This window comes from Adhaeribacter soli (assembly GCF_008727925.1).
Classification (GTDB): domain Bacteria; phylum Bacteroidota; class Bacteroidia; order Cytophagales; family Hymenobacteraceae; genus Adhaeribacter_A; species Adhaeribacter_A soli.
The window spans coordinates 874,395-897,986 of record NZ_VTWT01000001.1 but is presented as its reverse complement, the minus strand read 5'-3'; the positions used below and the strand labels follow the sequence as shown (position 1 = coordinate 897,986).

18 protein-coding genes are annotated in these 23,592 nt (G+C 47.5%); 10 read left to right on the top strand and 8 right to left on the bottom strand.

All coding sequences use genetic code 11. The annotated features are described in order from the left end of the window. Positions 1 to 277: 277 nt before the first annotated feature. Positions 278 to 1,192, bottom strand: a complete 915-nt coding sequence (locus F0P94_RS03615) for a pirin family protein (RefSeq protein WP_150902353.1) — start codon at positions 1,190 to 1,192, stop codon at positions 278 to 280. Between the two features lie 268 nt (positions 1,193 to 1,460). Between F0P94_RS03615 and F0P94_RS03610 the strand changes: the two genes are divergently transcribed. The 3 genes from F0P94_RS03610 to F0P94_RS03605 all read left to right on the top strand — a co-directional run bounded on the left by F0P94_RS03610 (position 1,461) and on the right by F0P94_RS03605 (position 3,832). Beyond that, on the top strand, positions 1,461 to 2,507 hold the full coding sequence (locus F0P94_RS03610; RefSeq protein ID WP_150902352.1) for an LLM class flavin-dependent oxidoreductase: 1,047 nt from the start codon (positions 1,461 to 1,463) through the stop codon (positions 2,505 to 2,507). Positions 2,508 to 2,854: 347 nt separating this feature from the next. After that, positions 2,855 to 3,073, top strand: coding sequence for a hypothetical protein (locus F0P94_RS19565; protein ID WP_191906902.1), 219 nt, complete (start codon positions 2,855 to 2,857; stop codon positions 3,071 to 3,073). A 525-nt stretch (positions 3,074 to 3,598) separates the two neighbouring features. Beyond that, positions 3,599 to 3,832 (top strand): hypothetical protein, encoded by a 234-nt coding sequence (locus F0P94_RS03605; protein ID WP_150902350.1) that lies wholly within the window; start codon positions 3,599 to 3,601, stop codon positions 3,830 to 3,832. A 223-nt stretch (positions 3,833 to 4,055) separates the two neighbouring features. Here the strand turns inward: F0P94_RS03605 and F0P94_RS03600 are convergent, their stop codons facing one another. Continuing rightward, a complete protein-coding gene (locus F0P94_RS03600) occupies positions 4,056 to 5,552 on the bottom strand; it encodes a trypsin-like peptidase domain-containing protein (RefSeq protein ID WP_150902348.1) in 1,497 nt (498 codons plus the stop codon). Between the two features lie 746 nt (positions 5,553 to 6,298). Next, on the bottom strand, positions 6,299 to 6,592 hold the full coding sequence (locus F0P94_RS03595; RefSeq protein WP_150902346.1) for a hypothetical protein: 294 nt from the start codon (positions 6,590 to 6,592) through the stop codon (positions 6,299 to 6,301). A gap of 227 nt (positions 6,593 to 6,819) precedes the next feature. On the opposite strand from F0P94_RS03595, the gene F0P94_RS03590 reads away from it, so the two are divergent. From F0P94_RS03590 to F0P94_RS03565, 6 genes are all read left to right on the top strand, one after another. Then, positions 6,820 to 8,307, top strand: coding sequence for a GDSL-type esterase/lipase family protein (locus F0P94_RS03590; RefSeq protein ID WP_150902344.1), 1,488 nt, complete (start codon positions 6,820 to 6,822; stop codon positions 8,305 to 8,307). After that, positions 8,285 to 9,556 carry a GDSL-type esterase/lipase family protein gene (locus F0P94_RS03585; protein ID WP_191906901.1) on the top strand — a complete coding sequence of 424 codons (1,272 nt, stop codon included), beginning with the start codon at positions 8,285 to 8,287 and terminating at the stop codon, positions 9,554 to 9,556. The genes F0P94_RS03590 and F0P94_RS03585 overlap by 23 nt, the downstream gene beginning before the upstream one ends. A gap of 320 nt (positions 9,557 to 9,876) precedes the next feature. Next, positions 9,877 to 11,409 (top strand): MBOAT family O-acyltransferase, encoded by a 1,533-nt coding sequence (locus F0P94_RS03580; RefSeq protein ID WP_150902340.1) that lies wholly within the window; start codon positions 9,877 to 9,879, stop codon positions 11,407 to 11,409. 618 nt (positions 11,410 to 12,027) lie between these two features. Next, the gene (locus F0P94_RS03575; protein WP_150902338.1) at positions 12,028 to 12,285 is read left to right on the top strand and encodes a hypothetical protein; all 258 of its coding nucleotides are present in this window, start codon (positions 12,028 to 12,030) and stop codon (positions 12,283 to 12,285) included. A gap of 92 nt (positions 12,286 to 12,377) precedes the next feature. Further along, entirely contained in the window at positions 12,378 to 14,942 is a 2,565-nt protein-coding gene (gene gyrA / locus F0P94_RS03570) for a DNA gyrase subunit A (RefSeq protein WP_150902336.1), read from the top strand. Between the two features lie 58 nt (positions 14,943 to 15,000). Beyond that, positions 15,001 to 16,152, top strand: coding sequence for a tetratricopeptide repeat protein (locus F0P94_RS03565; protein ID WP_150902334.1), 1,152 nt, complete (start codon positions 15,001 to 15,003; stop codon positions 16,150 to 16,152). A 142-nt stretch (positions 16,153 to 16,294) separates the two neighbouring features. Here F0P94_RS03565 and F0P94_RS03560 read toward each other — a convergent pair whose 3' ends face one another. The 4 genes from F0P94_RS03560 to F0P94_RS03545 are packed head-to-tail and all read right to left on the bottom strand — an operon-like array spanning position 16,295 to position 19,157. Further along, positions 16,295 to 17,506, bottom strand: coding sequence for a DUF3570 domain-containing protein (locus F0P94_RS03560; RefSeq protein ID WP_150902332.1), 1,212 nt, complete (start codon positions 17,504 to 17,506; stop codon positions 16,295 to 16,297). Positions 17,507 to 17,527: 21 nt separating this feature from the next. After that, positions 17,528 to 17,746 carry a DUF4266 domain-containing protein gene (locus F0P94_RS03555; RefSeq protein WP_150902330.1) on the bottom strand — a complete coding sequence of 73 codons (219 nt, stop codon included), beginning with the start codon at positions 17,744 to 17,746 and terminating at the stop codon, positions 17,528 to 17,530. 4 nt (positions 17,747 to 17,750) lie between these two features. Beyond that, positions 17,751 to 18,719 (bottom strand): FAD:protein FMN transferase, encoded by a 969-nt coding sequence (locus tag F0P94_RS03550; RefSeq protein WP_150902328.1) that lies wholly within the window; start codon positions 18,717 to 18,719, stop codon positions 17,751 to 17,753. Positions 18,720 to 18,725: 6 nt separating this feature from the next. Next, complete coding sequence (locus F0P94_RS03545) at positions 18,726 to 19,157, bottom strand: thioredoxin family protein (protein WP_150902326.1); 432 nt, start codon at positions 19,155 to 19,157, stop codon at positions 18,726 to 18,728. Between the two features lie 888 nt (positions 19,158 to 20,045). Here F0P94_RS03545 and F0P94_RS03540 point away from each other — a divergent pair. Further along, positions 20,046 to 22,148: a PAS domain S-box protein gene (locus F0P94_RS03540; RefSeq protein WP_191906900.1), complete on the top strand. Its 2,103-nt coding sequence runs from the start codon at positions 20,046 to 20,048 to the stop codon at positions 22,146 to 22,148. A 56-nt stretch (positions 22,149 to 22,204) separates the two neighbouring features. On the opposite strand, the gene F0P94_RS03535 is transcribed toward F0P94_RS03540, so the two are convergent. Next, positions 22,205 to 23,455 carry a cytochrome P450 gene (locus tag F0P94_RS03535; protein WP_150902322.1) on the bottom strand — a complete coding sequence of 417 codons (1,251 nt, stop codon included), beginning with the start codon at positions 23,453 to 23,455 and terminating at the stop codon, positions 22,205 to 22,207. Positions 23,456 to 23,592: the final 137 nt, after the last annotated feature.

Below are 23,592 nucleotides of genomic sequence, written 5' to 3'. Positions count from 1 at the left end.
GCGACCTCCGCCGTGACAGGGCGGCATTCTAACCAACTGAACTACCGGACCATTTCTTTAATTTCTTTCGCTTCGTTTAGCGTTCTCCGTTAAAGTGATGCAAATGTATAAGGTTAATTTTAATTATGCAAACAGTAAGCTGGTCTTATGCTGAAAATATTTTCCGTAATTATACTTTGTATTGAAAATCAGGAGAATATTTTTTTTGATTATTGAAGTTCGATCATGGTTGTTGGAGATTGCGGGTTATTCGTACAGAATCCGGTTCTCATTCCCCTTACGAAAGCGCTTCGGGTTGCGGGCTTCCTGCCGGCTTCGATTTGTCTTCGGGAAGCGGAATAAATTCGTGGTTATCGGTTGGAGGCAATAGAATGCGGCCTTGTTTCCAATCTTCCTTTGCCTGCTCGATGCGTTCTTTGCGGGATGAAACAAAATTCCACCAGATAAACCGTTCTCCCAAAGGTTCGCCGCCCAGCATCATGAGCGTGGTAGGTTCTTTTGCCAGCAGCACCGGTTCTGCGCCTTTCCGGAATACGAGCATTTGTCCGGGACCGTAAGTTTGGTGAGCTAATTCAATTTTTCCTTTCGCTACGTAAATTCCCCGTTCTGCATGTTCTTTCGGCAGACTGAAGCGCGCGCCAGCTTCCAGTTCTACGTGCAGGTAGAAGAGCGATGAATTGGTTTTTACTTCGTTGCGTAGCCCGAATGCATCCCCGGCAATCAACCGCATCCAGACACCGGTATCGGTAAATACGGGAAGTTGTTCGGGCTGATAATTATGGAAGGCTGGGTTTGCTTCTTCGTCCTTTTCTGGTAAGGCTACCCAGGTCTGGATCATTTCCAGCTTACCGCCGGCCAGGGCTGCCGGTTCTTCAAAACGTTCGGAATGGGCAATGCCACTGCCGGCCGTCATCCAGTTTACTTCCCCTGGTTTTATCACCTGTTCCACCCCCAGGCTGTCGCGGTGGGTTACCTGCCCGTCGAACAAATAACTTACCGTGGAAAGGCCGATGTGCGGATGCGGTAAAACATCCATGGCGTGCACCTTTTGGGGCAGAATGGTTACCGGTCCGGCGTGGTCCATGAAAATAAAAGGGCCAACCATTCTTCTCAGGCGGAAGGGCAGGATGCGCTTAACATTCATTCCCGGGCCAATAGCGGCATTACGTGCCTCAATAACGATCTCAAGCATAGGTTTTCTTTTAGGGCTTTAAAACAGGTTGAAAAATGTTAAAAGTAAAACTGTCCGGGCTATTACTTGTTCCACTAACGAAATCAATGTTTTCTGATTTAATTAAACCAGATGAGCGGTTATTTAAGGTCGCGTTAAGAAAAGAACCTGCAAATGGTTATTTCATTTCAGCTGAAATTTAGATATTTCACCCGCAATAAAACTACTTTACGTAAACAGCCTGCTACGTTTTTGTTTAGCAGCAATTAAATTCAAACAAAATTCAGCCATGGAAATTGGAATCACTACTTTCGTCGAAAATACACCTGACCCGGCCACCGGGAAACTGCTCAGCCCTTACGAACGGATGAGCAACCTGATGGAAGAAATAGAACTTGCTGATCAGGTAGGTCTGGATGTCTTTTCTATTGGCGAGCACCACCGGCCTGATTTTATTGTTTCTTCGCCGGCCGTTGTCCTGGCCGCGGCGGCAGTTAAAACCAAAAGAATTAGGCTTTCGAGCGCCGTTACTGTGCTGAGTTCCGACGATCCGGTACGGGTATTCCAGGATTTTGCGCACGTGGATCTGCTCTCCAAAGGGCGGGCGGAGATAATGGCTGGGCGCGGCTCGTTTATCGAATCCTTCCCCTTATTCGGCAATGACATGAAAGACTACGATACCCTCTTTGCCGAAAAACTGGACCTGCTTATAAAATTAAACAAAAGCGAAAAGATCTCCTGGTCGGGAAAACACCGGCCGGCTATCGATAACCGGGGCGTTTATCCAAGGCCTTACCAGCCGGAGCTGCCCATTTGGGTGGCCGTGGGTGGTACGCCGGCCTCGGTTGTGCGGGCAGCTAATTACGGCTTGCCTATGGCACTGGCCATAATCGGCGGGAACCCGTCGCGGTTTGTGCCTTTTGCAAACCTCTACAAACAAGCCTGGAAAGAGGCCGGCCACGATCCGGCAAAACTACAACTGGCCATTAATTCGCACGGCTACATTGCCGACGATTCTAAAAAAGCCGCCGATGAATTTTACGGGCCATATTCCTACCTGATGAGCAAGATCGGGCGGGAGCGGGGCTGGTCAGGCATGGACCGGGAAGTGTACGACATGATGCGGGAACCGGACGGTTCGCTGTTGGTGGGCAGTCCGCAAGAGGTTATCGATAAGATCCTGTACGAGCACGAACTGTTTGGCAATACCCGTTTCCTGATGCACATCAGCGTGGGTACACTGCCGCATGCCCAAGTAATGCACGCTATCGAATTGCTGGGAACCGTAGTAGCGCCGGCAGTGAAGAAAGCGTTAGGGAAAAGTGCTGAGAAATAGCAAAGTCCCGGAAACAAACGGAGATTTTAAAAGATGATTAAAGGAGAAAATCTTCCTGCTTAAAATCTGTTTTGGTATACTAAATAACTATTTTCCAGCTTGCTTGTGTTCGTGTTTTTAATATCCCAGGCCGGCTAAGCTTATTTATTGTTTTTCTTGCGCCACAGCGAAGTATCTTTTTCAGGAGTTTTTCTGCCGGAAGGATAGCGTTTTCAAATTAGTATTCCTCCGGGTAAGGCTTTAATCTGCTTTCGTTTTGATCTGCTAAGGTGGTTTTCAGGGGCGCTGCGCAGGCGATATGCGTGGGGACAGGTCAAGCCCTGTCCGTACATAATAGAAAAGGAATCTTGAAAATTGGCTCTACCGAACTTCGCTTCTTTAATTCTGAAAATTCTAAAATCCTGAAAATTCTGATTCAGACGAAAAAAAATCTTTTTCCGTTTTTAAGAGAGGGCTGCGGTAAGGTAAAGCTCTCATCTTTAGGTAGTCTTAACTGGCGGCATGAACAACAATTCGGGAAAGCCGGAAAAGGTGCAGTATTAGAACATGGAAATCACGCTCCATGAACTGATTGCCAGAAAGGAAATTACCCAGCCAACTACTAAAACCATTGATTGTACTATTAAATGGAAACCGCATGAGCTAAATATTTACTCAAGCTGGAAAGGGGAAGCATAAAAAATGCTTCCCCTTTTTTTGTTTTAAAATGATAGCATTTTAATGCGAAAAACTAAATGCTCATGGCTTGTATGTGTTTGAAGATCTGATGTTTGATTTGTAATAGGTTTTTTATTCACCCGTAAGAGTGGAAATTTAGATCCGGCATTTTAGTTCCTTTTTTTAAAATTTATTTCCTGAAAATAAGAAACAACCTGCAACAGGCATTCTTCTTGCATTCAGCGGACATATAAAACAAACCCAAAGCACATGGTGAAATTCTACTAAATCCTTCTTTCTGCATTAACAGGAAGGGGCAACCTTAAAACAAACCAATTATTCACCCTTTAATTTTAAAAATTATGTTAAGGTCAATCGCACTATTATTCTCTGCAGTAGCTTTCCTGTTAAGCATTTCTTCTTGTTCTTCCAGCATGAGAACGGCCGAAGGACGCAAGTACAAACCATTCTCCAAATTCAATTTCCGGTTCGATAATAATCAGGTCTCTTCCGCGTCGGTGTATAAACGCTATGTAGCCTACAACAAAAAGCAGGAATCGAAGGGCAGACGCAACAAACCGACGATGGTTGCTAAGAAATCAACTCAGCCTAAACCTGCTACTCCCCAAACGCCAACTGCTAAAACCGGCGTAGCCATGGTGCAATAACTGAACTGCTTCGAAAAATCCGGTTTCGGACTAATGTGTTTGAAATTAACAGCTACTACTAATCTGATAAAGGAAACAAACTTGAAAAAGATATTGAAAAAGAGGGCGTTATACCCCTCTTTTTTTTGTGCATTTTGTTTCCGCAACAATCGTTGGAGTCGCCTGAACTTTGGAGCTGCCGCTAAAAGAAGGAAATGCCTTTTATGGGAGAAGAACGCCATTTTTATGCGCCCAGCGGGAACGTGAATACAAAACTGGTGCCGTTCGGAATAATGCCTTCCAGACGAACCACGCCACTTCTGGAAGCGCTTAAGGCGGCATCGAGTTGTGCAATGGTACTGATCGGCCGGCCATTTACCGACGTGATCACGGTTCCTTCCGGAATGCCGGCCAGGTCACAGAAGCCGCCTGCATCCACTTTGGTAATGAGAAGGCCGGCCTTTAGGCGGAATTGCTGTTTTATTTCGTCCGGAATAGGGGCAAATGTAGCGCCCAGCTTGGCGTGGATGCCGGCCAGCATTTCCCGTTTTTTATCTGCTTCCGATTCTCCCTTGAGCGTTACGGTAACGGTTGCCGGTTTTTTGTTGCGCAGATAACCCAGTTTTAATTTATCGCCGGGGCGCTGGCGGGCAATTCTTTCCGAAAACTCTGCCGAAGAACCGATCGTTATGCCGTTAATGCTTTGTATGATATCGCCGGATTTCAACCCGGCAGAAGCGGCCGCGCTGCCCGGTTGCACATCGGTAATGTAAACGCCTTTCACGTTTCCGGGGTTAATGCCTTTTTCCCGCAACAACTGTTCTTCCACCACCGGCGCCGGGAAACTCACTCCTAAGTACCCGCGCTTCACTTCACCGTATTTTTTAAAGTCCGAAACAATTTTCCTCACCAAGTTTACCGGAATGGCAAAACCGTAACCTACGTACGTGCCCGATTGCGAAGCCATGGCCGAGTTTATCCCGATCAGGCGGCCGTCTGCATTTACCAGGGCGCCGCCGCTGTTTCCGGGGTTAATTGCAGCATCGGTCTGAATAAAGGATTCGATGGCCGTACCTGTAGATTCGAGTTCTTCCTCGTCCCCGAAAATGTCCTGGCTGGGCCGGTCCAGCAAGCCGATGCTCCGGCCTTTGGCGCTAACGATGCCGGCTGTAACGGTAGAATTGAGCGAAAGCGGATAACCCACGGCCAGTACCCATTCGCCTACCTGCACCTGATCGGAGTTCCCCAGGGAGATAAAAGGCAGTTTCTTTTCGTTTATTTTTAAGAGGGCAAGATCTGTATTCGAATCGCGGCCAATGAGTTTTGCTTTGAAATAGCGCTTGTCGGGTAAAATTACTTCTACCTGGTTGGCGCCTTCCACCACGTGGTTGTTTGTTACAATATACCCGTCGGCCGAAACCAAAACCCCGGAACCGGAGCCGGTTGCCGGTATCTGTCCTTGCGGGATTCCATAGAAAAACTCATACGGGTTTTGCGCGCCGGAACCGGTGGGCTCGTACATGGTTTTGATATGAACCACGGCAGGGGTGGACAGTGAAGCAGCTTTGGTAAAGTCGAAAGCGACGGAGGCAGAAGGCTGGTTGGTTTTTCCGCTACCGGCAGGGCTGCCGTCGCCGGATGTAAAAAATCTGTACTGCCGCTTATCTACGTACCGGTAACCGGCAATTGCCAGCATGGCGGTTAAAAGTGCGGTAATAAAAATTAAACCAGCCTGTTTCATAGTTCGTTTTCCGGGGCGGCGGAATTAAGAAGATTGTATTTATTATTACTGGAAGCATCCTAATTCGTTTCCACAAGGGCTTAAATAAATGGTAGTGGCATAAGAATTTAAGCTGAATGAAAAAACAATTTCCCGGAAACAGGCTTAAGAGGATTGGGCTAAGAGAATAGGGGACTTTTTCGGATACCAGGTTACCGTTTTAAGAAACCGGCACCTTCAATTACAAAAAGCCAATTTCAGGTATTAACCTTTCTTAACCTGTTTCAAATCAGAGCAAGCCTTACTTCCAAAAGGAATCACTGCTAAACCATAAAGATTAAATTGTTGGGTTCTTCAGTTTGCCGTTGTTGCGTGTTTTTACCATAGCCGTCAGGCTAAGAAGAAAAGCTGGTCATTCCGAGCACAAGTGAGTGCGGGAGCGCGATACTTGCGAGCGTAGCTCTTGAGGAAACTATTGGTTACTTCTATGGCATTTGAGAGTAGCAAAAAATGCCTTTCGTTCGGGTTCGGTATGCGATAGTTCCTTCGAGAGCTACGCTCGCAAGTTTCGCGCTCCCGCACTCACTTGTGCTCAGGATGACCCAATAAATTAGCTAGCCTGACGGCTATAGCGTTTTTACCAACAACCACGCTTCAGCCTACTTTTATCCGAAAAATAAAATTTTATAAAGCACCAGAAAAAAGCACGTTATGTTTTTCACCCGGAATTAATACCGTTCTACAAAGTTCCTGCCTGATCCTGTTCTTTATTGGTAATAAACTTCTGCTTCGAAAACGGTGCCGGGTGTCGTGCTCACGATCTGAACGGTGAGGTGATCGTAAAAGACAAACTTCCGGTTAATGTAGATTTCGGAAGAACTGGTATCCGGTTGCAGATCATGGGTGTACATGGAGAGGTTCTTTTCATCCAGCACCTGTAACTGCAGGCCCGGAACAGCACCGGTCATTAAAACTACTTTTTCCAGTTCCAGGCTTCTTCGGCCAGTATTTCCGTGAAGTTCGAAAATATTGTTCAGGTTATTCAGGTGGATGGTTGGCATACGGATTTACGTTTGGTTACATGAATTCTTTTCTCTATTTACTGAACTCCCGAACAGAAGGCCATCTTTACAAAGTGCTTTTTTATAGTATTCAACCGGAACATGTTTTTTTATGCTTGGGGTTTTCTGTGGCAGAATGCTATTGTAAAAGAAAATATAGCTAAAACGGGCCGCTTCCGGCGGGTTTGTTGTATATTTGCAGCCCATTTCCCTGGAAGTATTTTTTTATGATCAAGCCTTTCCGGTCGTTGTTGTTGCTGTTGTACGTGGGGCTGCTGCTAACGGTCGTTTTATATTTTTTGCCGCCAAGCATTGACCTGCCCAACGGGAAATCGCTGCAGTTCTTTACCGTTCAAAGTCTGTTTGAAACAACCGGCAAGCAATACGCCGATATTTCCGGCCTGGAAAAGAAATTTACCCCGGCGGTAGAAAAAACTTCCGCCGGCCATAAACGGAACGGAACTGAAAGAGCTGCCTTAACCGATACCCTGGAAAGCCGCTTTAAAATTCAATACCCGGAAGGCAACGATACCCTTTTATATACTTTTTTCCGGCACCTGCAGGGCATTCCCGAATCGAAAGAGCTGGTGCGGGCCGTGCATTATGGCGATTCCCAGATCGAAGGCGACCGGATCACGGCTTCGCTCCGGAACAAATTTCAGAACCGGTTCGGGGGAAGTGGGGTTGGCCTGGTTCCTTTGCAGGATGCCCTGGGAAACCGTACTTCGTTGCAGATAAAAAGTGACGAGGCCTGGAAACGGATACGGGCTTATGGTCCGGACTACCGGAAAAAGGCGCCTCATAACTACGGCATTATGGGAAGTTATTTCAATTTCTCCTTTACTTATGCGCATCAGGTAGCAGGTGATTCAACTGCTGCTGATAGCCTGGCCCGGCAGCCGAAATTCATTACCAAAAAACGGCCCCACGTGTGGGTCGAATTTGCCAAAGCCCCGGGCGCTTACCCGCGCGACAGCCGTTTCGAGAACATTAAACTACTTTATAAAAACCCCGAAGCGCCAGTAGCCCTGAAACTGCAGAGTCCCGATACTACCGTTACGATTCAGTTGCCGGTTACCACCGAGCCCACTGTTTTTCAGCAACCGATCCCGGGAAATTTCAAAAAACTGAAACTGGTCTTTGAAGGCACCAAAAGCCCGGAAATTTACGGCGCTGCCCTGGATGCTAATGCCGGCGTAGTAATCGACAACATGCCTTTCCGGGGGAGCTCGGGAACCGAATTCGTGCGGATGAACAAGGCCTTGCTGCAAAGCCAATTTCAGGCGCTGAACGTGAAATTCATTATTCTGCAGTACGGGGTAAACGTAGTGCCGCACGTTATTAACGACTATTCCTTTTACGAAAAACAGTTCTATGCCCAGCTCAAATTGCTCCGGGAAGTAGCGCCGGAGGCCAGTATTCTGGTAGTAGGCGTTTCGGATATGAGCCGCAAGGAAGGAGAAGTGTACACCACGTATCCGAACGTAGAAATGATTCGGGATGCGCAACGCAAAGCGGCTTTTAAAGCAGGCTGCGCTTTCTGGGACCTGTATGCGGCCATGGGCGGAAAAGACTCGATGCCAAGCTGGGTGTTTGCCAAACCGCCTTTGGCTAACAAAGATTTTACCCACTTTACCCCGAAAGGTGCGCAACTGGTTTCGGAAATGCTGTTTAAATCGCTGATGTATGAATATGAGAAGTTCAGTAATCGGTAAGGTCATCGGCGTGTCGGTTTTATTGCGCTTCCTGGTAACCGGGTTGGCAGTGGCTTTGCCCGGCGATTCTGCGCGGGTAACCGAAGACCCGAAACGGCCAAAATTCAACCATTCCTATACTTTTCTGAAACTCAGCCAGAACAAGATCACCACCCCGGATTCCAAGGCTTTAACCGGCTTTTACCAGGCACTGGATTCCCTGAAAAACGGGACGCGTAAGAAAGTAAACGTGGTGCACATCGGCGATTCGCACATCCAGGCTGATCTTTTTTCCGGTCGGGTCCGGACCTTGATGCAGGATTCGGCGGTGTTTGGGAACGGAGGCAGAGGCTTTGTTTTTCCCTATCCGCTGGCCCGCACCAATAATCCATATAACTATAAAGTTACTTCCACGGGGCAATGGACCGGCTGCCGTAACGTGCAGCGGAACCAGAACTGCGAATGGGGTTTGGCCGGCATTACGGCGGAAACCATCGACAGCAGCGCGACTTTTTCGTTGCAAACCCTTACCAGTTTCAATAAATACCCGGTAAGCCACCTGCGCGTTTTTTACCCGGTTAAGGACGAAAGCCAGTTTGAAGTGCTGGTGGAAGCAGCCGATTCGGTTTATAGGCCCATAAAGATCGATCCGCTTGGTTTTGCAGAATTTGCTTTCGCCTACGAAGTGACCCAGCTTACGGTAAAGTTTCAGAAAACAAACCCGAAACAATACCATTTTACCCTGCAGGGCATCAGCCTGGAAAATAATCGGCCAGGTGTGCAGTATGCGTCATTAGGCGTGAACGGGGCCGAAGTAATTTCCTTTCTGCGAAATCCGGCATTGGAGGAAAATCTGAAAGCATTAAATCCGGACCTGATTATTATTTCGCTGGGTACAAATGATTCCTACGGCAGGAACTTCGATCCGGTCTATTTCAAACAGATTTACGGTACGCTTTTGCAGCGCATCCGGCGGGCGGCTCCCAATACTTCCATTTTGCTTACTACTCCCGGCGATTGCTACCTGAACCGCAAATACCCGAACTACAGTACCGGCAAAGCCGTGCTTAAAATTCATGAACTGGCAGAAGAAACCGGGTGTGCCGTCTGGGATTTTTACCGGGTTATGGGCGGCTTGCGCTCGGTAGTAAAATGGCAATACAGCGGTCTGGCAACCAAAGATCGGGTGCATTTAACCGGCAAAGGATACAAACTACAAGGCGAACTGCTGTTCGATGCATTGATGCGGGACTATCTTTCTAATGATTAATGAATAGTGATTAATGAATAGTGATTAATGAATAGTGATTAATGATTAATAAAGCTACTCCATAGAATATTGCGTCATGTTGAGCGATAGCGAAATAACTCGTCGGTGAATTGCAATCCTCTCATTACTGGCTTTCTTCCGGTAGCCGACAAGGTTCTTCGATAATGATCAGAATGAAAGAAATTTTAACGACTCAGCTAAATTATTGATTGATAATTGAGGAGCGAACATAGTAAGCACAAACTAAGGAATTAAAGATGATTTTTGCCTGAATAGAATTTACTAATCATTAATCGCTATTCATTATTCACTAAATAAATATGCTGCCTGATATATTACAACATTTAAAAGAACTGCTGAAGTACCAGCCTGAGCACCCGATGATCTTTACCACGGCGCTGTTCTGGTTTTTCTTTGGCCTGGTGCTGGTCGTTTTTCAGTTTACGTATAGAAAACTAACTGTTCGAAACCTGTTCCTGTTTGCTTTCAGCTTGTTTTTCTATTATAAATCGAGCGGGTACTTTTTTGTGCTTCTGCTGCTAACCACGGTAATCGATTATGTAATGGGCTGGCAGATCTTCCGGGCCGATTCCAAAGCAAAGAAGAAGTTCTATATTTTTCTGAGCTTGTTCATGAACCTGGGGCTGCTTTCCTACTTCAAGTATTCCTATTTCCTTTCCGGCTTCATTAATTCGTTTTTCGGTACAAGTTTCCAGCCAGTAGATTACATGGCCCTCTGGACCAATTCCCTGACCGGCTCAAACCTCGACATTGCCAACATCATCCTGCCGGTAGGTATTTCGTTCTATACGTTTCAGAGCATCAGCTATTCCGTTGATATTTACCGCGGCATCATTAAACCGGTAAAAAGCTTCCTGGATTTTGCCTTTTTTGTGAGCTTTTTTCCGCAACTTGTGGCTGGACCAATCGTTCGGGCTTCCGAATTTGTGCCCCAGATCTACCAGCCTTACGATCTCAAACGCGAAGAATTCAACCGGGCCATTTTCCTCATCCTGGGCGGCCTTATAAAAAAGATCCTGATCTCCGACTACATTTCGAGCAATTTCGTGGACCGGGTTTTTGAATCACCGCTCAGTTATACGGGTTTCGAAAACCTGATGAGCGTGTACGGTTACACCATCCAGATCTATTGCGATTTTTCGGGCTATACCGACATCGCCATCGGCGTGGCTTTGCTGCTGGGTTTCCGGTTGAGCATCAACTTTAACTCGCCTTACGTGAGTCAGAACATTACCGAATTCTGGCGGCGCTGGCACATTTCGCTTTCAACCTGGCTTAAAGATTACCTATACATTTCCCTGGGCGGAAACCGGAAAGGAAAAGTACGGCAATACGTAAACCTGTTCATTACCATGCTGCTCGGCGGATTATGGCATGGCGCGCATATCAAATTCCTGATCTGGGGGGCGTTGCACGGCGTGGTGCTGGCTTTTCATAAAGGCTGGATGCAGGTAACTGGCACCGATGGCAAAGGCAAAACCTTCCTGAGCCGGTTCTGGGGGCAGCTTATTACCTTCCATTTTGTGGCTTTCTGCTGGATCTTTTTCCGGGCCGATAACCTCGAAATTGTAAACCAGGTTTTAAGCCAGATTGCCTACCATTTTGAGCCGCAACTCATCCCGAGAATGTTGGAAGCCTACAAGGAAGTGTTCGCTTTAATGCTCATCGCTTACCTGATCCATTTCATCCCGGTGCCGCGCAAAAACCTGTTAGGTGAGTGGTTCGGCTATTTACCTGACCTGGCCAAAGCTGCCGTCATCGTGCTCATCATCATTGGACTGTACCAGGTAAAAACTGCCGCTATTCAGCCTTTCATTTATTTTCAGTTTTAAGCTAAGACTCATTTCCAGAAGTGTTGGTTAAAGCTATCAGGTAATGCATACGCCTTTCATTTCCGTCTGCTTTAGCTGACTGAGGTTGTTTGAATCAGGATTTACAGGATTCAAAGATTTTCAGGACAATTGTCTGAATCAGAATTTTCAGAATTATAGAATTTACAGAATTTACAGAATTTACAGAATTAAGGAGCAATGGTTTATCGGTAGGGGCACCTCTTGTGGGTGCCCTGTCACATTATCAATTTCACGCATATCGCCAGCGCAGCGCCCCTGAAAACCACGTTAGCCGATCAAAAACTAATTTAAAAGAAAAGCTTAATCGGAGGGAAACTGATTCCAGTTTCTACGTGCGCGGCCTCCTATTCATACGGTGCCGGAGGCAGGCCGCAAGGCCAGTTTGAATAGAAGGCGCGAACGTAGAAACGAAGCCACCCGGCTTGAGGGAAAAGTCAGTTAAAAGCTGAAAGTTATAAGTTAAGCGTTGAAGCTATTTTAAAAGCAGTAAACAATTTTCACATTTCAAAAACGGTACTACTTACCCACCAAAAAGGCACGAAAACCGGTGGTAATTCGTTATTATTATGTATTTTCGCGAATACCAAAAAATACCGCATGCCACAGCTTTTTTCTTCCCGTCCGGTACTTTTAAGTACGCTTCTCATCCTGTTTTCCGGTTTTCTTTTCCAAAGTTGTACGCCTATGTGCCCGATCCCGAGTTGCGAAGTGCGCATGGTGCACCGACATGGCAAAGGCGAATTTCGGGGCTCGAAATGGTACAAAAAACAGAACCCGCGGATCGGGGAGAAGCTACCAAAACCAACAAAAGACGGGGTAGAACCGCACAACGATAACAGCCAGATGCGCAAGTAAAAAAAGGGTGAAAAATAGGCTTAACGCGTATTTTTACCTAACTTGCCACCTGTTCAAAAATAGAATTTACTTACCAAGCTATTAGTTTTTTTATGGCCGAAGGCGAACGAATAATACCCATTAATATAGAGGACGAGATGCGGGGCGCCTACATCGACTACTCGATGTCCGTGATTATTTCCCGCGCCCTTCCTGATGTCCGTGACGGACTGAAACCGGTACACCGCCGCGTACTTTACGGTATGAGCGAACTGGGTGTATCTTACAACAAAGCATACAAAAAATCTGCCCGTATCGTAGGGGAGGTGCTCGGAAAGTACCACCCCCACGGCGACTCTTCCGTGTACGAAACCATGGTACGCATGGCCCAGGACTGGTCTTTGCGCTACCCACTCGTTGACGGTCAGGGTAACTTTGGCTCCATAGACGGCGACTCGGCGGCAGCAATGCGTTATACCGAAGCCCGCTTAAAGCGTATCGCTGACGAACTGCTGGCCGACCTGGAAAAGAATACGGTAGATTTTCAGCCGAACTTCGATGACTCGCTGGAAGAGCCAAGCGTAATGCCGGCTAAACTGCCCAACCTGCTCATTAACGGTACTTCCGGCATTGCGGTGGGTATGGCTACCAACATGGCGCCGCACAACCTGCGCGAAGTGGTGAATGGCATTGTGGCTTACATCGATAACCGCGACATTGAAATTTCGGAACTGATGCAGCACATTACCGCTCCGGATTTCCCGACCGGCGCTACCATTTACGGTTACGAAGGCGTTCGCTCGGCGTTTGAAACCGGTCGTGGCCGCGTAATCCTTCGCGCCAAAGCCAGCTTCGAAACCACGCCAAGCGGCAAAGAACAGATCATCGTTACCGAAATTCCTTACATGGTAAACAAAGCTGCCATGATCGAGAAAACGGCGGCTTTGATCAACGAAAAGAAAATTGAAGGTATTTCCGACTTACGCGACGAATCGGACCGCGATGGTATGCGCATTGTGTACGATCTGAAACGCGATGCCATGCCGAACGTGGTGTTGAATAACCTTTACAAATACACGCAACTCCAGTCTTCTTTCGGGGTGAACAACGTGGCGCTGGTAAAAGGCCGGCCGATGACGCTGAACCTGAAAGAACAGATCCACTACTTTGTAGAGCACCGCCACGAAGTGGTGATCCGCCGCACGGAGTTTGAACTGGCCGAAGCCCAGAAACGCGCCCACATCCTGGAAGGTTTGCTGATCGCGCTCGATAACCTGGACGAAGTAATTACTCTGATCCGGAACTCCCGCGATCCGGAAATTGCCCGCAACGGTTTGATCGAACGCTTCAACTTATCCGATATTCAGGCCCGCGCCATTCTGGATATGCGTCTGCAGCGCCTTACCGGCCTGGAGCGCGATAAGATCCAGAAAGAATACGATGAGATCATGGCCCTGATCACCCGCTTGACCGAGATCTTAGGCAGCGAGGAACTGCGCATGCAGATCATTAAAGACGAGCTTCGCGAGATCCAGGATCGTTATGGCGATGAGCGCCGCACGAACATCGAAATGTCTTCTGCCGATTTCAGCATGGAAGACATGATCCCGGATGAGCACATGGTAATTACCATTTCGCACGAAGGCTATATTAAGCGTACTGCATTGGTGGAATACCGGAGCCAGAGCCGGGGCGGGGTTGGTTCCAGAGGCGTTTCTACGTCTAAAGAAACCGACTTTACCGAGCACTTATTTATTGCCAGCACGCACAATTACCTGTTGCTCTTCACCGAACTGGGCCGCCTGTTCTGGCTGAAAGTGTATGAAGTGCCGGAAGGAGCAAAGACCTCCAAAGGGCGCGCGATTCAGAACCTGATCAACATTCCGAAGGAAGATAAGATCCGCGCGGTACTGAACGTGCAAAACCTGAAGAACCCGGATTATATCCTGAATAACTACCTGATCTTCTGTACCGAACAGGGTGTCATTAAAAAGACTCCTTTAGAATCGTATTCCCGTCCGCGGACCAATGGTATAAATGCTATTTCCATTAACGAAGGCGACCGCCTGCTGGACGTGCAGATGACCAACGGCACCAACGATATTGTGCTTGCGCTGCGGAGCGGCCGGGCCGTTCGGTTCAACGAAGACAAGGTGCGCTCCATGGGACGTAATGCGGCTGGTGTACGCGGCGTAACCCTTGCCGGCGAAGATGACAGAGTGGTAGGCATGGTTTGCATCACCAACGATCAGATGAACCTGCTGGTAGTTTCGGAAAAAGGCTTCGGCAAACGCTCTCCGATCGATGAATACCGCATTACCAACCGCGGCGGTAAAGGCGTGAAAACGCTGAATATTACCGAGAAAACCGGTTCGCTGGTAGCCATTCACGGCGTGGAAGATTCCGACGACCTGATGATCATTAACAAATCGGGCATTACGATCCGCCTGCGGGTTGCTGACCTGCGTGTAATTGGGCGGGCAACGCAAGGAGTAAGGCTCCTGAAGCTGAATGAAGGCGACGAAATTACTTCGGTAGCAAAGATAGACGTGGAAGATAAGGCCGAAGACGTGGAAGAAGCTGTGATCGAGCAATCGGAATTGCCGGCAGACCAGTCGCTGAATCCGGAACTGAATGACCCGGACCTGCTGAACCCGGACGCGATCAGCGAAAATTAAAATTGGTACGATTTTTAACTTAAAAACTGCAAACTAACAATCAACCATTCAAACTAAAATGAAAAAAGTTGTTTTAACCGTCGTTGCCGGACTTGCCATGCACGTTACGTTCGCGCAGAAAGCTGAGCTGACCAGTGCGATCCTCGATTTCCGGAACGGTAAACTGGATAAAGCCAAAACTGAAATTGATAACGCCAGCAAGCACGAGAAATCGGCTGCCATGTCTAAAACCTGGTTCTACCGCGGCGAAATCTATTCAGCCCTGATCGACAACCCGGTTTATAAGAAAAACGCTCCGGCAGATGCTCCGAAGATTGCCTACGATGCGTACGCGAAATACCTGAGCATGGATCCGAAAGGGGAATTTGCCAAAACTGCCGCCGAAAAGCAGAAAAACCTGTATTTCGTGATCGTAAACCAGGGCGTGAACGAACACAACGCCAAGGAATACGATAAGGCTTTAGCCTCTTTCATGCAGGCTGCTTCTATTAAGCCTCAGGACACAACGGCTTATGTGTATGCGGTAAATACTGCCGGCGTAAAAGAAGATCTTGCCAAAGAAAAAGAACTTCACCGTAAGCTTATCGAGCTGAACCACCAGCCGCTGGAGCACTACATCCGGATGATCTACATTACCGATGTTAAAGAGAAAAATCCGGAAGGCGCTTTGAAATTGGTGCAGGAAGCCTTAACTAAATATCCAAGCGATAAAGACCTGCTTCGTGAAGAAGCCCGTTTATACCTGGATACCGGCAAAGGCAAGGAAGCAATTGCCAAGTTAGAGAATGCGGCAAACGCAGAAACCGATCCGAAACTTAAGTCGAACTACTACGCCATTATCGGTAACCTGCAGGAGAAAAATAAGAACGCCGACGCTGCTGTAGCTGCTTACAAAAAAGCAATCGAGATCGATGCTAACAACTACGAAGCCCAGTATAACTTAGGCGCTTACTACAACAACAAAGCCGCTGATATTTATGTGAGAACCAATAAAATGGATTTCGCTACATACCAGAAACAAGGTAAGAAACTCGAAGACCAGGCAAAAGGCCTGATCTTGCAGGCAGTACCGCATTTTGAAACGGCGCTAAAACTGCAGCCAACCGACCGTTCTACCATGCAAACCTTATCGCAGATGTACGCAAAACTAGGCCGTAATGCCGATGCTGAACGTATGAACAAAATGCTGGATGCTACGCCGAAGAAATAAGGTTCAGTAAAATTTCAAATAAAAAAGGAAGCAGTATATGCTTCCTTTTTTTGTGACTTCTGGTGTCAGTTTAGGCTTTAATAGTATTCTGAACTCCTAAAACCGTAGGCAAAACCGTAAAAAAAGTAGTTGCAGATTCAGTTCATTTCAGACTTGCCACCAGGGTAATGATATTGGCATTTAAGCCCGTACTCCGGTTGTAGTGGCCGTACCGCAATTCTACCGTGTTCAGTTTCCGGATGCCCAGAATACCGTTGGCTGAATTGAAGCGCAGGTTTACGCCGCCGAAATGGCTGGTAAAATCCGAAAGATCGTAATCCGAAGTATAAAATTCCTCCGTTTTCTGGTGCTGCCGGTACGGAGCGAAATAATCCGAAGCCGTCTGGGTAGAGAACCTATAGAACGGGCTTATAGATACAAAAGGCGTTACTTTATAAGGAATTTCCAGGTCGAACGTGTTTGCGGTAATGCCCCAGTCGTCGGTGTAGAACCGGTAATAGCCACGGAAAATAAATTTATCGCCCAGAAAGTAATTGGCCCGGATGCCTAAAGGCAGTTTAAAACGGCTATCCGGCAGGCGCTCCACCGAGTGCGTGCCATCGGTAAAATAAACCCGCTGGTACAAAGTTCCGAGCTGCCCGCTTTGGTAGACTACATCGGCCAGAAACGCTACCTGAAACCGTTTGTTTACCACCTGCAGCCAGGATAAGGAAGCGTTATAGGAATTCCGAGGTTTCTTACCGTGCGCATCCGGGTTCTCCACCCGGCCGGCGGGCGTATCGAATCCTCGTAACTCTACCGGATAAATTACCGTCCAGGTATCCAGAAAAACGTGCAGTTTCAGGCCCAGTTCGCGGTTTTTGTCTTCCGAAAATTTAGAGATGCTTACAAAAGCGCCCCTGGAAAAATAATCGTATTCGGTTGAAATGGAAGCGCCGGCGCCTACGGCATATTTACGGGCTTCGTCGCGCATGCCCCAGGAAAGGGTAGGATAATAGCGGTTATCGGAATAGGAAGCCGAAGAAACAGTTGCCGGATCGATGGAATCGGAGGAGGCGGAAGTATAATGGTCGATGCCCATGTCCAGGCCGAAGGTATGCTGGCGGTTCCGGGAATCGGTTTTCAAGAAGCTCAGGGTAATGGTATTGGCAAAATCGGTCAGCATTTCGGTGCCGATGCCGCCCAGAACCGCCGAATTATTGCCGTCCTGCTTGTAGTAGCTCGAAACTAAATCGATCTGGTCGAGCTTGAGTTTGCGGGATTGGTAGGCCGTTGTGTCTTGAGCCGGGCTTTGGGCAAAAGAACAAACGATGGTCAGGAAATAAGCTGTAGCGCCCAGGAATAGTTTTCTCATGGTTTCCGGTACCGTTATGGTTTAATTACAGCCGCAACCGCCACCGGTTTTTCCGCCGTTCGCCCCCGAAGCGCCTTCGCGGTACAGCATAAAGTTCATTTCCGATTGCTGGGTTTTCCGTGCCGAAAGCGTCATTTCCGCATCGTTCAGGTACATTTTCTGATATTCCTTTACCGGTTGGCAGGAGAGAAGGCTTATAGCAAAACTGCCCGAAATTAATTTGTATAGTACTTTTTTCATAGGTTTAGGTAGCGTTAATTCGAATATTGGCAGAGGTATGTACCCAGTTTTGTTCGTCTATAAAAATGCAGGCAATGTGCTTCATCTGGTTTATCAGGTGAAGACCGGTTTTCAGGCCCATAACCAGCAGGGGAGTAGCTATCGCATCGGCCAGTTCTGCATTGGGGCAAATAACGGTTACGCTTTTCAGCCCGGTTACCGGCATTCCGGTTTTCGGGTCGATGGTATGGGAATAGCGTTTGCCGCCTATCATGACAAATTTTTCGTAATTTCCGGAAGTGGCCACGGCAGCATTGTTTAACTGGAGGGCCGAAAAGGGGAGGTGCTTGTTGTCCGGGTCGGCAATGCCGATGGTCCAGGGCTGGCCGTTGGGTTGCGCGCCCCAAACGGTAAGATCGCCGGCGGCATTTACCACGCCGCTGCTTATGCCTTTCTGCTGCAGTACGTTCTTGGCTTTTTCGGCAGCGAAACCTTTGCCAATGCCGCCAAAGCCAATGCGCATACCTTTTTCTTTCAAAAAAACCGTTTGCTTTGCGGGATCTAAAATAATGTTGCGGTAATTTACCAGCTTAATGGCTTCCCGGGCTACTTCAGGATCGGGCAGGGCAGAGAGTGTGGTGTCGAAATTCCAGAGGCGTTTGTCTACCGAACCATAACTGATGTCGAAAGCGCCCTGAGTGAGTTCGGAAATGCGCAGGGAACGGGCAATCAGGTGGTAAACTTCCGCATCGACCGGTACGGGTGCTATTCCGGCATTGGCGTTGATCTGGGCCGTTTGGCTAGTTTCGGAAAAAGTGGTAAGTAATTGTTCGAGCCGACGGACTTCTGCAACCGCCGCATCAAGGCAATTTTCCGCAAAAGCTGCATCCGGATTTACCACGCTGAACTCGAAGCGGTTACCCATCAGTTTTAACACCCGCCTGTGCAGCGAAGCCTTATGAACCGGGTGTACCGCTTTTTCAGCCGTTTCCATACTGTTTTATTTTTTAGCAGCTTGCAGGGCAGCTACAAACTGCTCCGGTTTCAGCCCTGGATTGCCTTCCCATTTTTTCAGAACTTTGCCGTTTTCGTCGAGCAGCAGGGTTAGCGGAAATGTACCGGCTTTGTTATACTGATCGGCGAGGGCTTCGTTCTGCGTTATTTTTTCTTTGCTGAGCTGGTTCTTTTTCTGGCGCGGGAAATCGGCGTTCAGCAACACCAGGTTCTGATTGGCATAATTCTTAAAAGGTTCGCTTTCAAAAACTTCCCGCGTAAGCTTTATGCAAGGCCCGCACCAGTCGGATCCGGAGAAATTGAGCAGGATCTGTTTATGCGAAGCCTGAGCTTCGGTTTTGGCTTTCTCTAAATTGTTTTGCCAGCCTTGAGCAGAAAAAGTAAGAAAGCCGGCAATTAACAAGGATAATACTTTCATAAAGTAGATTTTAGAATTGCTGTTTTCCTGTTACCGGAATTCTTCTGAAAATGTTCCGGGAAGAACAGACAGCAACGTAATTCTTTAAATAAACTGAACATCAGCAAGAATGATTCAGAAATATTGCTCAGTAAACGTTTTCTTTTAGAGGGATTTATAAGGAAGCTTGCAAGTAGCTTTGTCTTCATAAAATCTGGAGAAGAGGAATAAATTAAAAACAGGATTAAGAATCCAAAAGCTACTTTACATAATATAAATTATAGGACTTAAATATTGAATTCCCAGATATGCCTAATTGGGAAAAAATTTCCACCTCATTGGAATTCTTAATGATATTTTGATTTATCTGTTGATCAATTCAAATTAAATTGCTGCTGTCATTAGCATTGAAAATCTGATCCCAGGAAATATCTTTACATAGCAGCAACCCGAGCATTACGATTCAAATAATTTGCCTCGGGCAAAATACCAGTTGCCATTTGAAAACCTAACAATGTTGCTTTTTTATTACTTCTGCTTCAGCCAGATATTCTTGCTCACAATGGCATACAAACAAATTGAGGTAAAGACTTCAAGGGCGCTGAATTTTTAAAAGTTCTTTTAAGCTGATTTTAAAAGACCCGCTCAAGGTTATTTAATATTCCATTCTAGCACTTTGGAGGCCTTCACTCCTGTTATTTTTAGATTAACAACAGGTAGAATGTATCGAAATTTGAAACGGCATACAATTGCTTTTACTTTCAGAAAATCCCTGGAAAGACGTTTTTTTAGGAGAACAGTTCAAATAAACAAAACCTTTTCCCGCTGAAATTACTACTAAGGAACTAACTGTTTATTCTTCGTCAGTTTCCTGATTTTGCAATGGAAAAAGTTAAAGACCCTGTCAGAATGCCTGAAATTTATCGCCGGATCAGGTTTTTTTCTCAGGTATTCGGCATACTGGTTATGTGTAGCGGTGTATTGGTTCTGTTTGGGTGGGTTACCGGTATCGAATTCTTAAAGCGTGTTCGTCCGCAGGCGGTTGCCATGAACCCGGTAACCGCCATTTGTTTTATCGCTGCCGGCTGGGGCTTGTACCTAGTGCAAGTAAACAGATTGCCAAAATGGATCAAAACGGTACGGTGGCTGGCTGGCTTCATTTTTTTTATCGGTGCCCTCAAACTTTTTTCTCTTTTCACGAATCTGCCCCTCCCCTTCGATCAGATCCTTTTTGAAGATCAGCTTTGGGAAAGAACCAGCCGGGCCAACAACGTAATTGCGCCTAATACTGCCCTGAACCTTCTTCTTGTGGCTTTAAGCCTGTGGTTTATCGATTATGAAACGCCGCGGGGCCGCCGGCCGGGGCAGTATTTCAGTATTGTGCTTAGTTTGCTGGCCTTGGTATCGTTATACGGGCACGTGTACCAGATTACGGCTTTGTTCCGGGTGGCCACTTACCTGCCCATGGCTTTCCATACCGCCATGGCTTTCCTGTTGCTCGGGGCCGGATTCTTATTTTCCCGGCCCGATAAAGGAATTCTGTCCATTATCATCGGGGAAAATTCAGGTCAGGTTATCTTCCTTCGGTTCCTGGCTTTGCTGCTGCCGCTTATTTTCGGATGGTTCCGGTTGCAGGGCGAAACGGCAGGTTTGTACGATAAAGAATTCGGCACCGCCTTGTTTGCCGTGCTTACCTATGCCATTGCCATGTTTCTGCTGGGCCGGCAGTCGTTTCTGCAGCATAAGATCCGGCAAACGCGCAAGATGGCCATGGATGCGATAAAGGAAAACGAAAGGCGCTTGCAGGCAATTCTGGATCATTCGGGCACACTTATTTCGCTGAAAAACCCGGAAGGCCGGTATACGCTCGTGAATAATCAATTTGAGAAGGCCTTCGGCATTTCCGAAGGGCATGCTTTGGGGAAAACCGATGCGGAGCTGTTTCCGAAGGAAATTGTAAAGGAGCTGCACGAATACAACAGGAAAGTACTGGAATTCCGGAAATCGCAAAGTTTCGAGGAAAAGTATCCGCACAAAGATGGCGTGCATACTTACGTAACGGTGAAGTTTCCCCTCTTCGATCAGGATGAAGAAATTTATGCTTTAGGAGCCGTTTCTACCGACATTACCAAACGGAAACAACTTGAGGTTGAGCTTCGGCGAAGCCACCAGCGTTTGTTTGCAATACTGGATAATATCGGGGAAGGCGTAATGGTGGCCGATTCTGAGGGCAATATCATCCTGTTCAACAAACGGGCAGAAGAGATATTGGGAACGGGGGCGGTAATGGTACCCTGGGAAGACTGGAGCAAAACCTACGGGTTCTTTCAGGCCGACGGTACTACTTATTTTTCCGCGGAGGAATTTCCTTTGTATAAGGCCATTCACGGGGATGCTGCCGATAGTGTAGAAATCTATATCCGGAACGATAAATTCGGGGAATCCGGGAAATGGATCGCTTTTACCGGTCGGCCGGTGTTCAACGACGAAGCAGAAATAATTGCCGGCGTAGTGGTTTTCCGCGACATAAGCATTCGCAAAAACCTGGAGGGACTCTTCCAGGAAAACCAGCGCCGCTTACGGGCCATTTTAAGCAGTATTGGCGAAGGCGTGATCATCATGAGCCGGGAAGAAGAAATTCTACTGTTCAATAAAAAGGCGGAGGAAATTCTGGGTTATGGCCCAAAAAGCATTCCGGTAAACGAATGGCCGGAATATTACGGAATCTATGAAGTAGAAACGGAAAAGTTGTTTCCCGCCGAAGAGCTGCCGCTGGCCCGGGCCTTGCGCGGATTAAACAGCGAAGAAGTGGAAGTGCTGATAAGGAACAAATACAACCCGGAAGGAAAACGGATCTTCCTGAACGGCAAACCCATTCGTGACAACGAGGGAGAAATTACCGGGGGCATTATCGACTTAAAAGACATTACCGAACAACGCAAACTGGAAGAATACCTGCACGAAATTCAGGACCAGTTTATGGAGTTGTTGCACAGCACTGGCCGGCGGTAATGCTTTAAGTAGATTAACCCACCTCTTATTTGAACCTTCAGCGATATGCTTAAATCTTATTCCCATAATTTAACATTCTGAATGATAAAGCCGCTTTTGGGGTACGTGGGCATTCTGGCCAGGCTGAAACTCAGGTCCTGGGGCGGAACCTCGTAAGTAATGCCGTTAACCAGAACATTTAAGCCTAGTTTCATTGCTTCGATCGTGATCCACTCGCCGGGGCAGCGGTGGCCGTTAAAATGATCACCTCCCCCTTGCGGAATAAAATCGAACGGGCTGCCTGGCCAGTGGTGATAACGTTCCGGCCAGAAAGATTCCGGTTGCGGCCACAGCATTGCATCGTGGTTGGTGCCGTAAATATCGAGCAAAACCAGCTGGCCCATTGGAAAACGGTACTCTTTCCAGGTAAAATCCTGCCGGGTACGGGCGCCCATAAAAGGTGCAAACGGGTAATACCGACGAACTTCCTGGCTAAAGAATTCAGTTAATTTATCTTCTTGGGCCTGAAGCCTTTTGCGGTATTCCGGGTGCTGGTGCAGGGCAAGGGCGATAAAAACCACGTAATAGGCAATGGCCACGGTCGGGCGGAGCACGTTGATCAATTCTGCCACGGCCACTTCCAGATCCAACAGTTCGCCTTTGAGGTCGCGGTGCCAGGCCATGGTGTATGCGGCAGTATCTTCATTTACCTTAAATTTTTCAGCCCGGATATCGGTAATCAGTTTTGCAAGCCATTTTTCGGTTCTTTTCCGGGCAGCCCTTCCCCGGACATTTCTTAATCCTACCCCACCGAAAGCTTCTATCATGGCGGCAAAATCCTGGGTGCGTTGTTTTACTTCCTGTTTTTCCAGCGGAACCCCGGACCAGGTACAGATTGCACGGCATAGAATTTCCTGCACCTCCTGAAAAAGGTTTACCTGTCCGGCGGTTGTCCATTTTAGGCAGTAGGCCTTCCATTGCGCCGACATCAGCACCACCAGCCACTGAATATGTTCCGGCGTCATAAGCGACATAAAGGCGGCTTTCCGGTGGCGGTGCGCTTCATCGTCCAGGCCATGGATGCCGCCTTTGCCTAACAGCGTTTCTTTTAAACGCCGCGGGGTCACCCCTTTCCGGATGAATTTACTTTCGTCGTAGAACAAGGCCGCACCTTCTTCGCCGTGCAGGCAGATCGCGGATTGGCCAAAGAAGCGGAACCGGAAAATTTCGGATTTTAACTGGCGGCAACGGTTCATTAAATACGGGTACCCTTCCCGCATCAGTGGCAGGGTATGATCTAAACCTTTAAGTCGGGGAATTTCCGCCATGCAGGATAATGCTTTTGGGTATAGAACTGAGAGCGTATTATATAAGTAAAACGCTCCGAACCGGCAGGAGTTGCAAACTTTTCCGGCTTAAAGCCTTAACGTGGACCATAAAACAGAAAGAATTACTATTCGTTGCC

Bases quoted from the DNA above. Each gene is read 5' to 3' on its own strand.
- F0P94_RS03615 (WP_150902353.1), bottom strand. From the start codon at position 1,192: ATGCTTGAGATCGTTATTGAGGCACGTAATGCCGCTATTGGCCCGGGA.
- F0P94_RS03610 (WP_150902352.1), top strand. From the start codon at position 1,461: ATGGAAATTGGAATCACTACTTTCGTCGAAAATACACCTGACCCGGCC.
- F0P94_RS03605 (WP_150902350.1), top strand. From the start codon at position 3,599: ATGAGAACGGCCGAAGGACGCAAGTACAAACCATTCTCCAAATTCAAT.
- F0P94_RS03600 (WP_150902348.1), bottom strand. From the start codon at position 5,552: ATGAAACAGGCTGGTTTAATTTTTATTACCGCACTTTTAACCGCCATG.
- F0P94_RS03595 (WP_150902346.1), bottom strand. From the start codon at position 6,592: ATGCCAACCATCCACCTGAATAACCTGAACAATATTTTCGAACTTCAC.
- F0P94_RS03590 (WP_150902344.1), top strand. From the start codon at position 6,820: ATGATCAAGCCTTTCCGGTCGTTGTTGTTGCTGTTGTACGTGGGGCTG.
- F0P94_RS03585 (WP_191906901.1), top strand. From the start codon at position 8,285: ATGAGAAGTTCAGTAATCGGTAAGGTCATCGGCGTGTCGGTTTTATTG.
- F0P94_RS03580 (WP_150902340.1), top strand. From the start codon at position 9,877: ATGCTGCCTGATATATTACAACATTTAAAAGAACTGCTGAAGTACCAG.
- F0P94_RS03575 (WP_150902338.1), top strand. From the start codon at position 12,028: ATGCCACAGCTTTTTTCTTCCCGTCCGGTACTTTTAAGTACGCTTCTC.
- gyrA (WP_150902336.1), top strand. From the start codon at position 12,378: ATGGCCGAAGGCGAACGAATAATACCCATTAATATAGAGGACGAGATG.
- F0P94_RS03565 (WP_150902334.1), top strand. From the start codon at position 15,001: ATGAAAAAAGTTGTTTTAACCGTCGTTGCCGGACTTGCCATGCACGTT.
- F0P94_RS03560 (WP_150902332.1), bottom strand. From the start codon at position 17,506: ATGAGAAAACTATTCCTGGGCGCTACAGCTTATTTCCTGACCATCGTT.
- F0P94_RS03555 (WP_150902330.1), bottom strand. From the start codon at position 17,746: ATGAAAAAAGTACTATACAAATTAATTTCGGGCAGTTTTGCTATAAGC.
- F0P94_RS03550 (WP_150902328.1), bottom strand. From the start codon at position 18,719: ATGGAAACGGCTGAAAAAGCGGTACACCCGGTTCATAAGGCTTCGCTG.
- F0P94_RS03545 (WP_150902326.1), bottom strand. From the start codon at position 19,157: ATGAAAGTATTATCCTTGTTAATTGCCGGCTTTCTTACTTTTTCTGCT.
- F0P94_RS03540 (WP_191906900.1), top strand. From the start codon at position 20,046: ATGCCTGAAATTTATCGCCGGATCAGGTTTTTTTCTCAGGTATTCGGC.
- F0P94_RS03535 (WP_150902322.1), bottom strand. From the start codon at position 23,455: ATGGCGGAAATTCCCCGACTTAAAGGTTTAGATCATACCCTGCCACTG.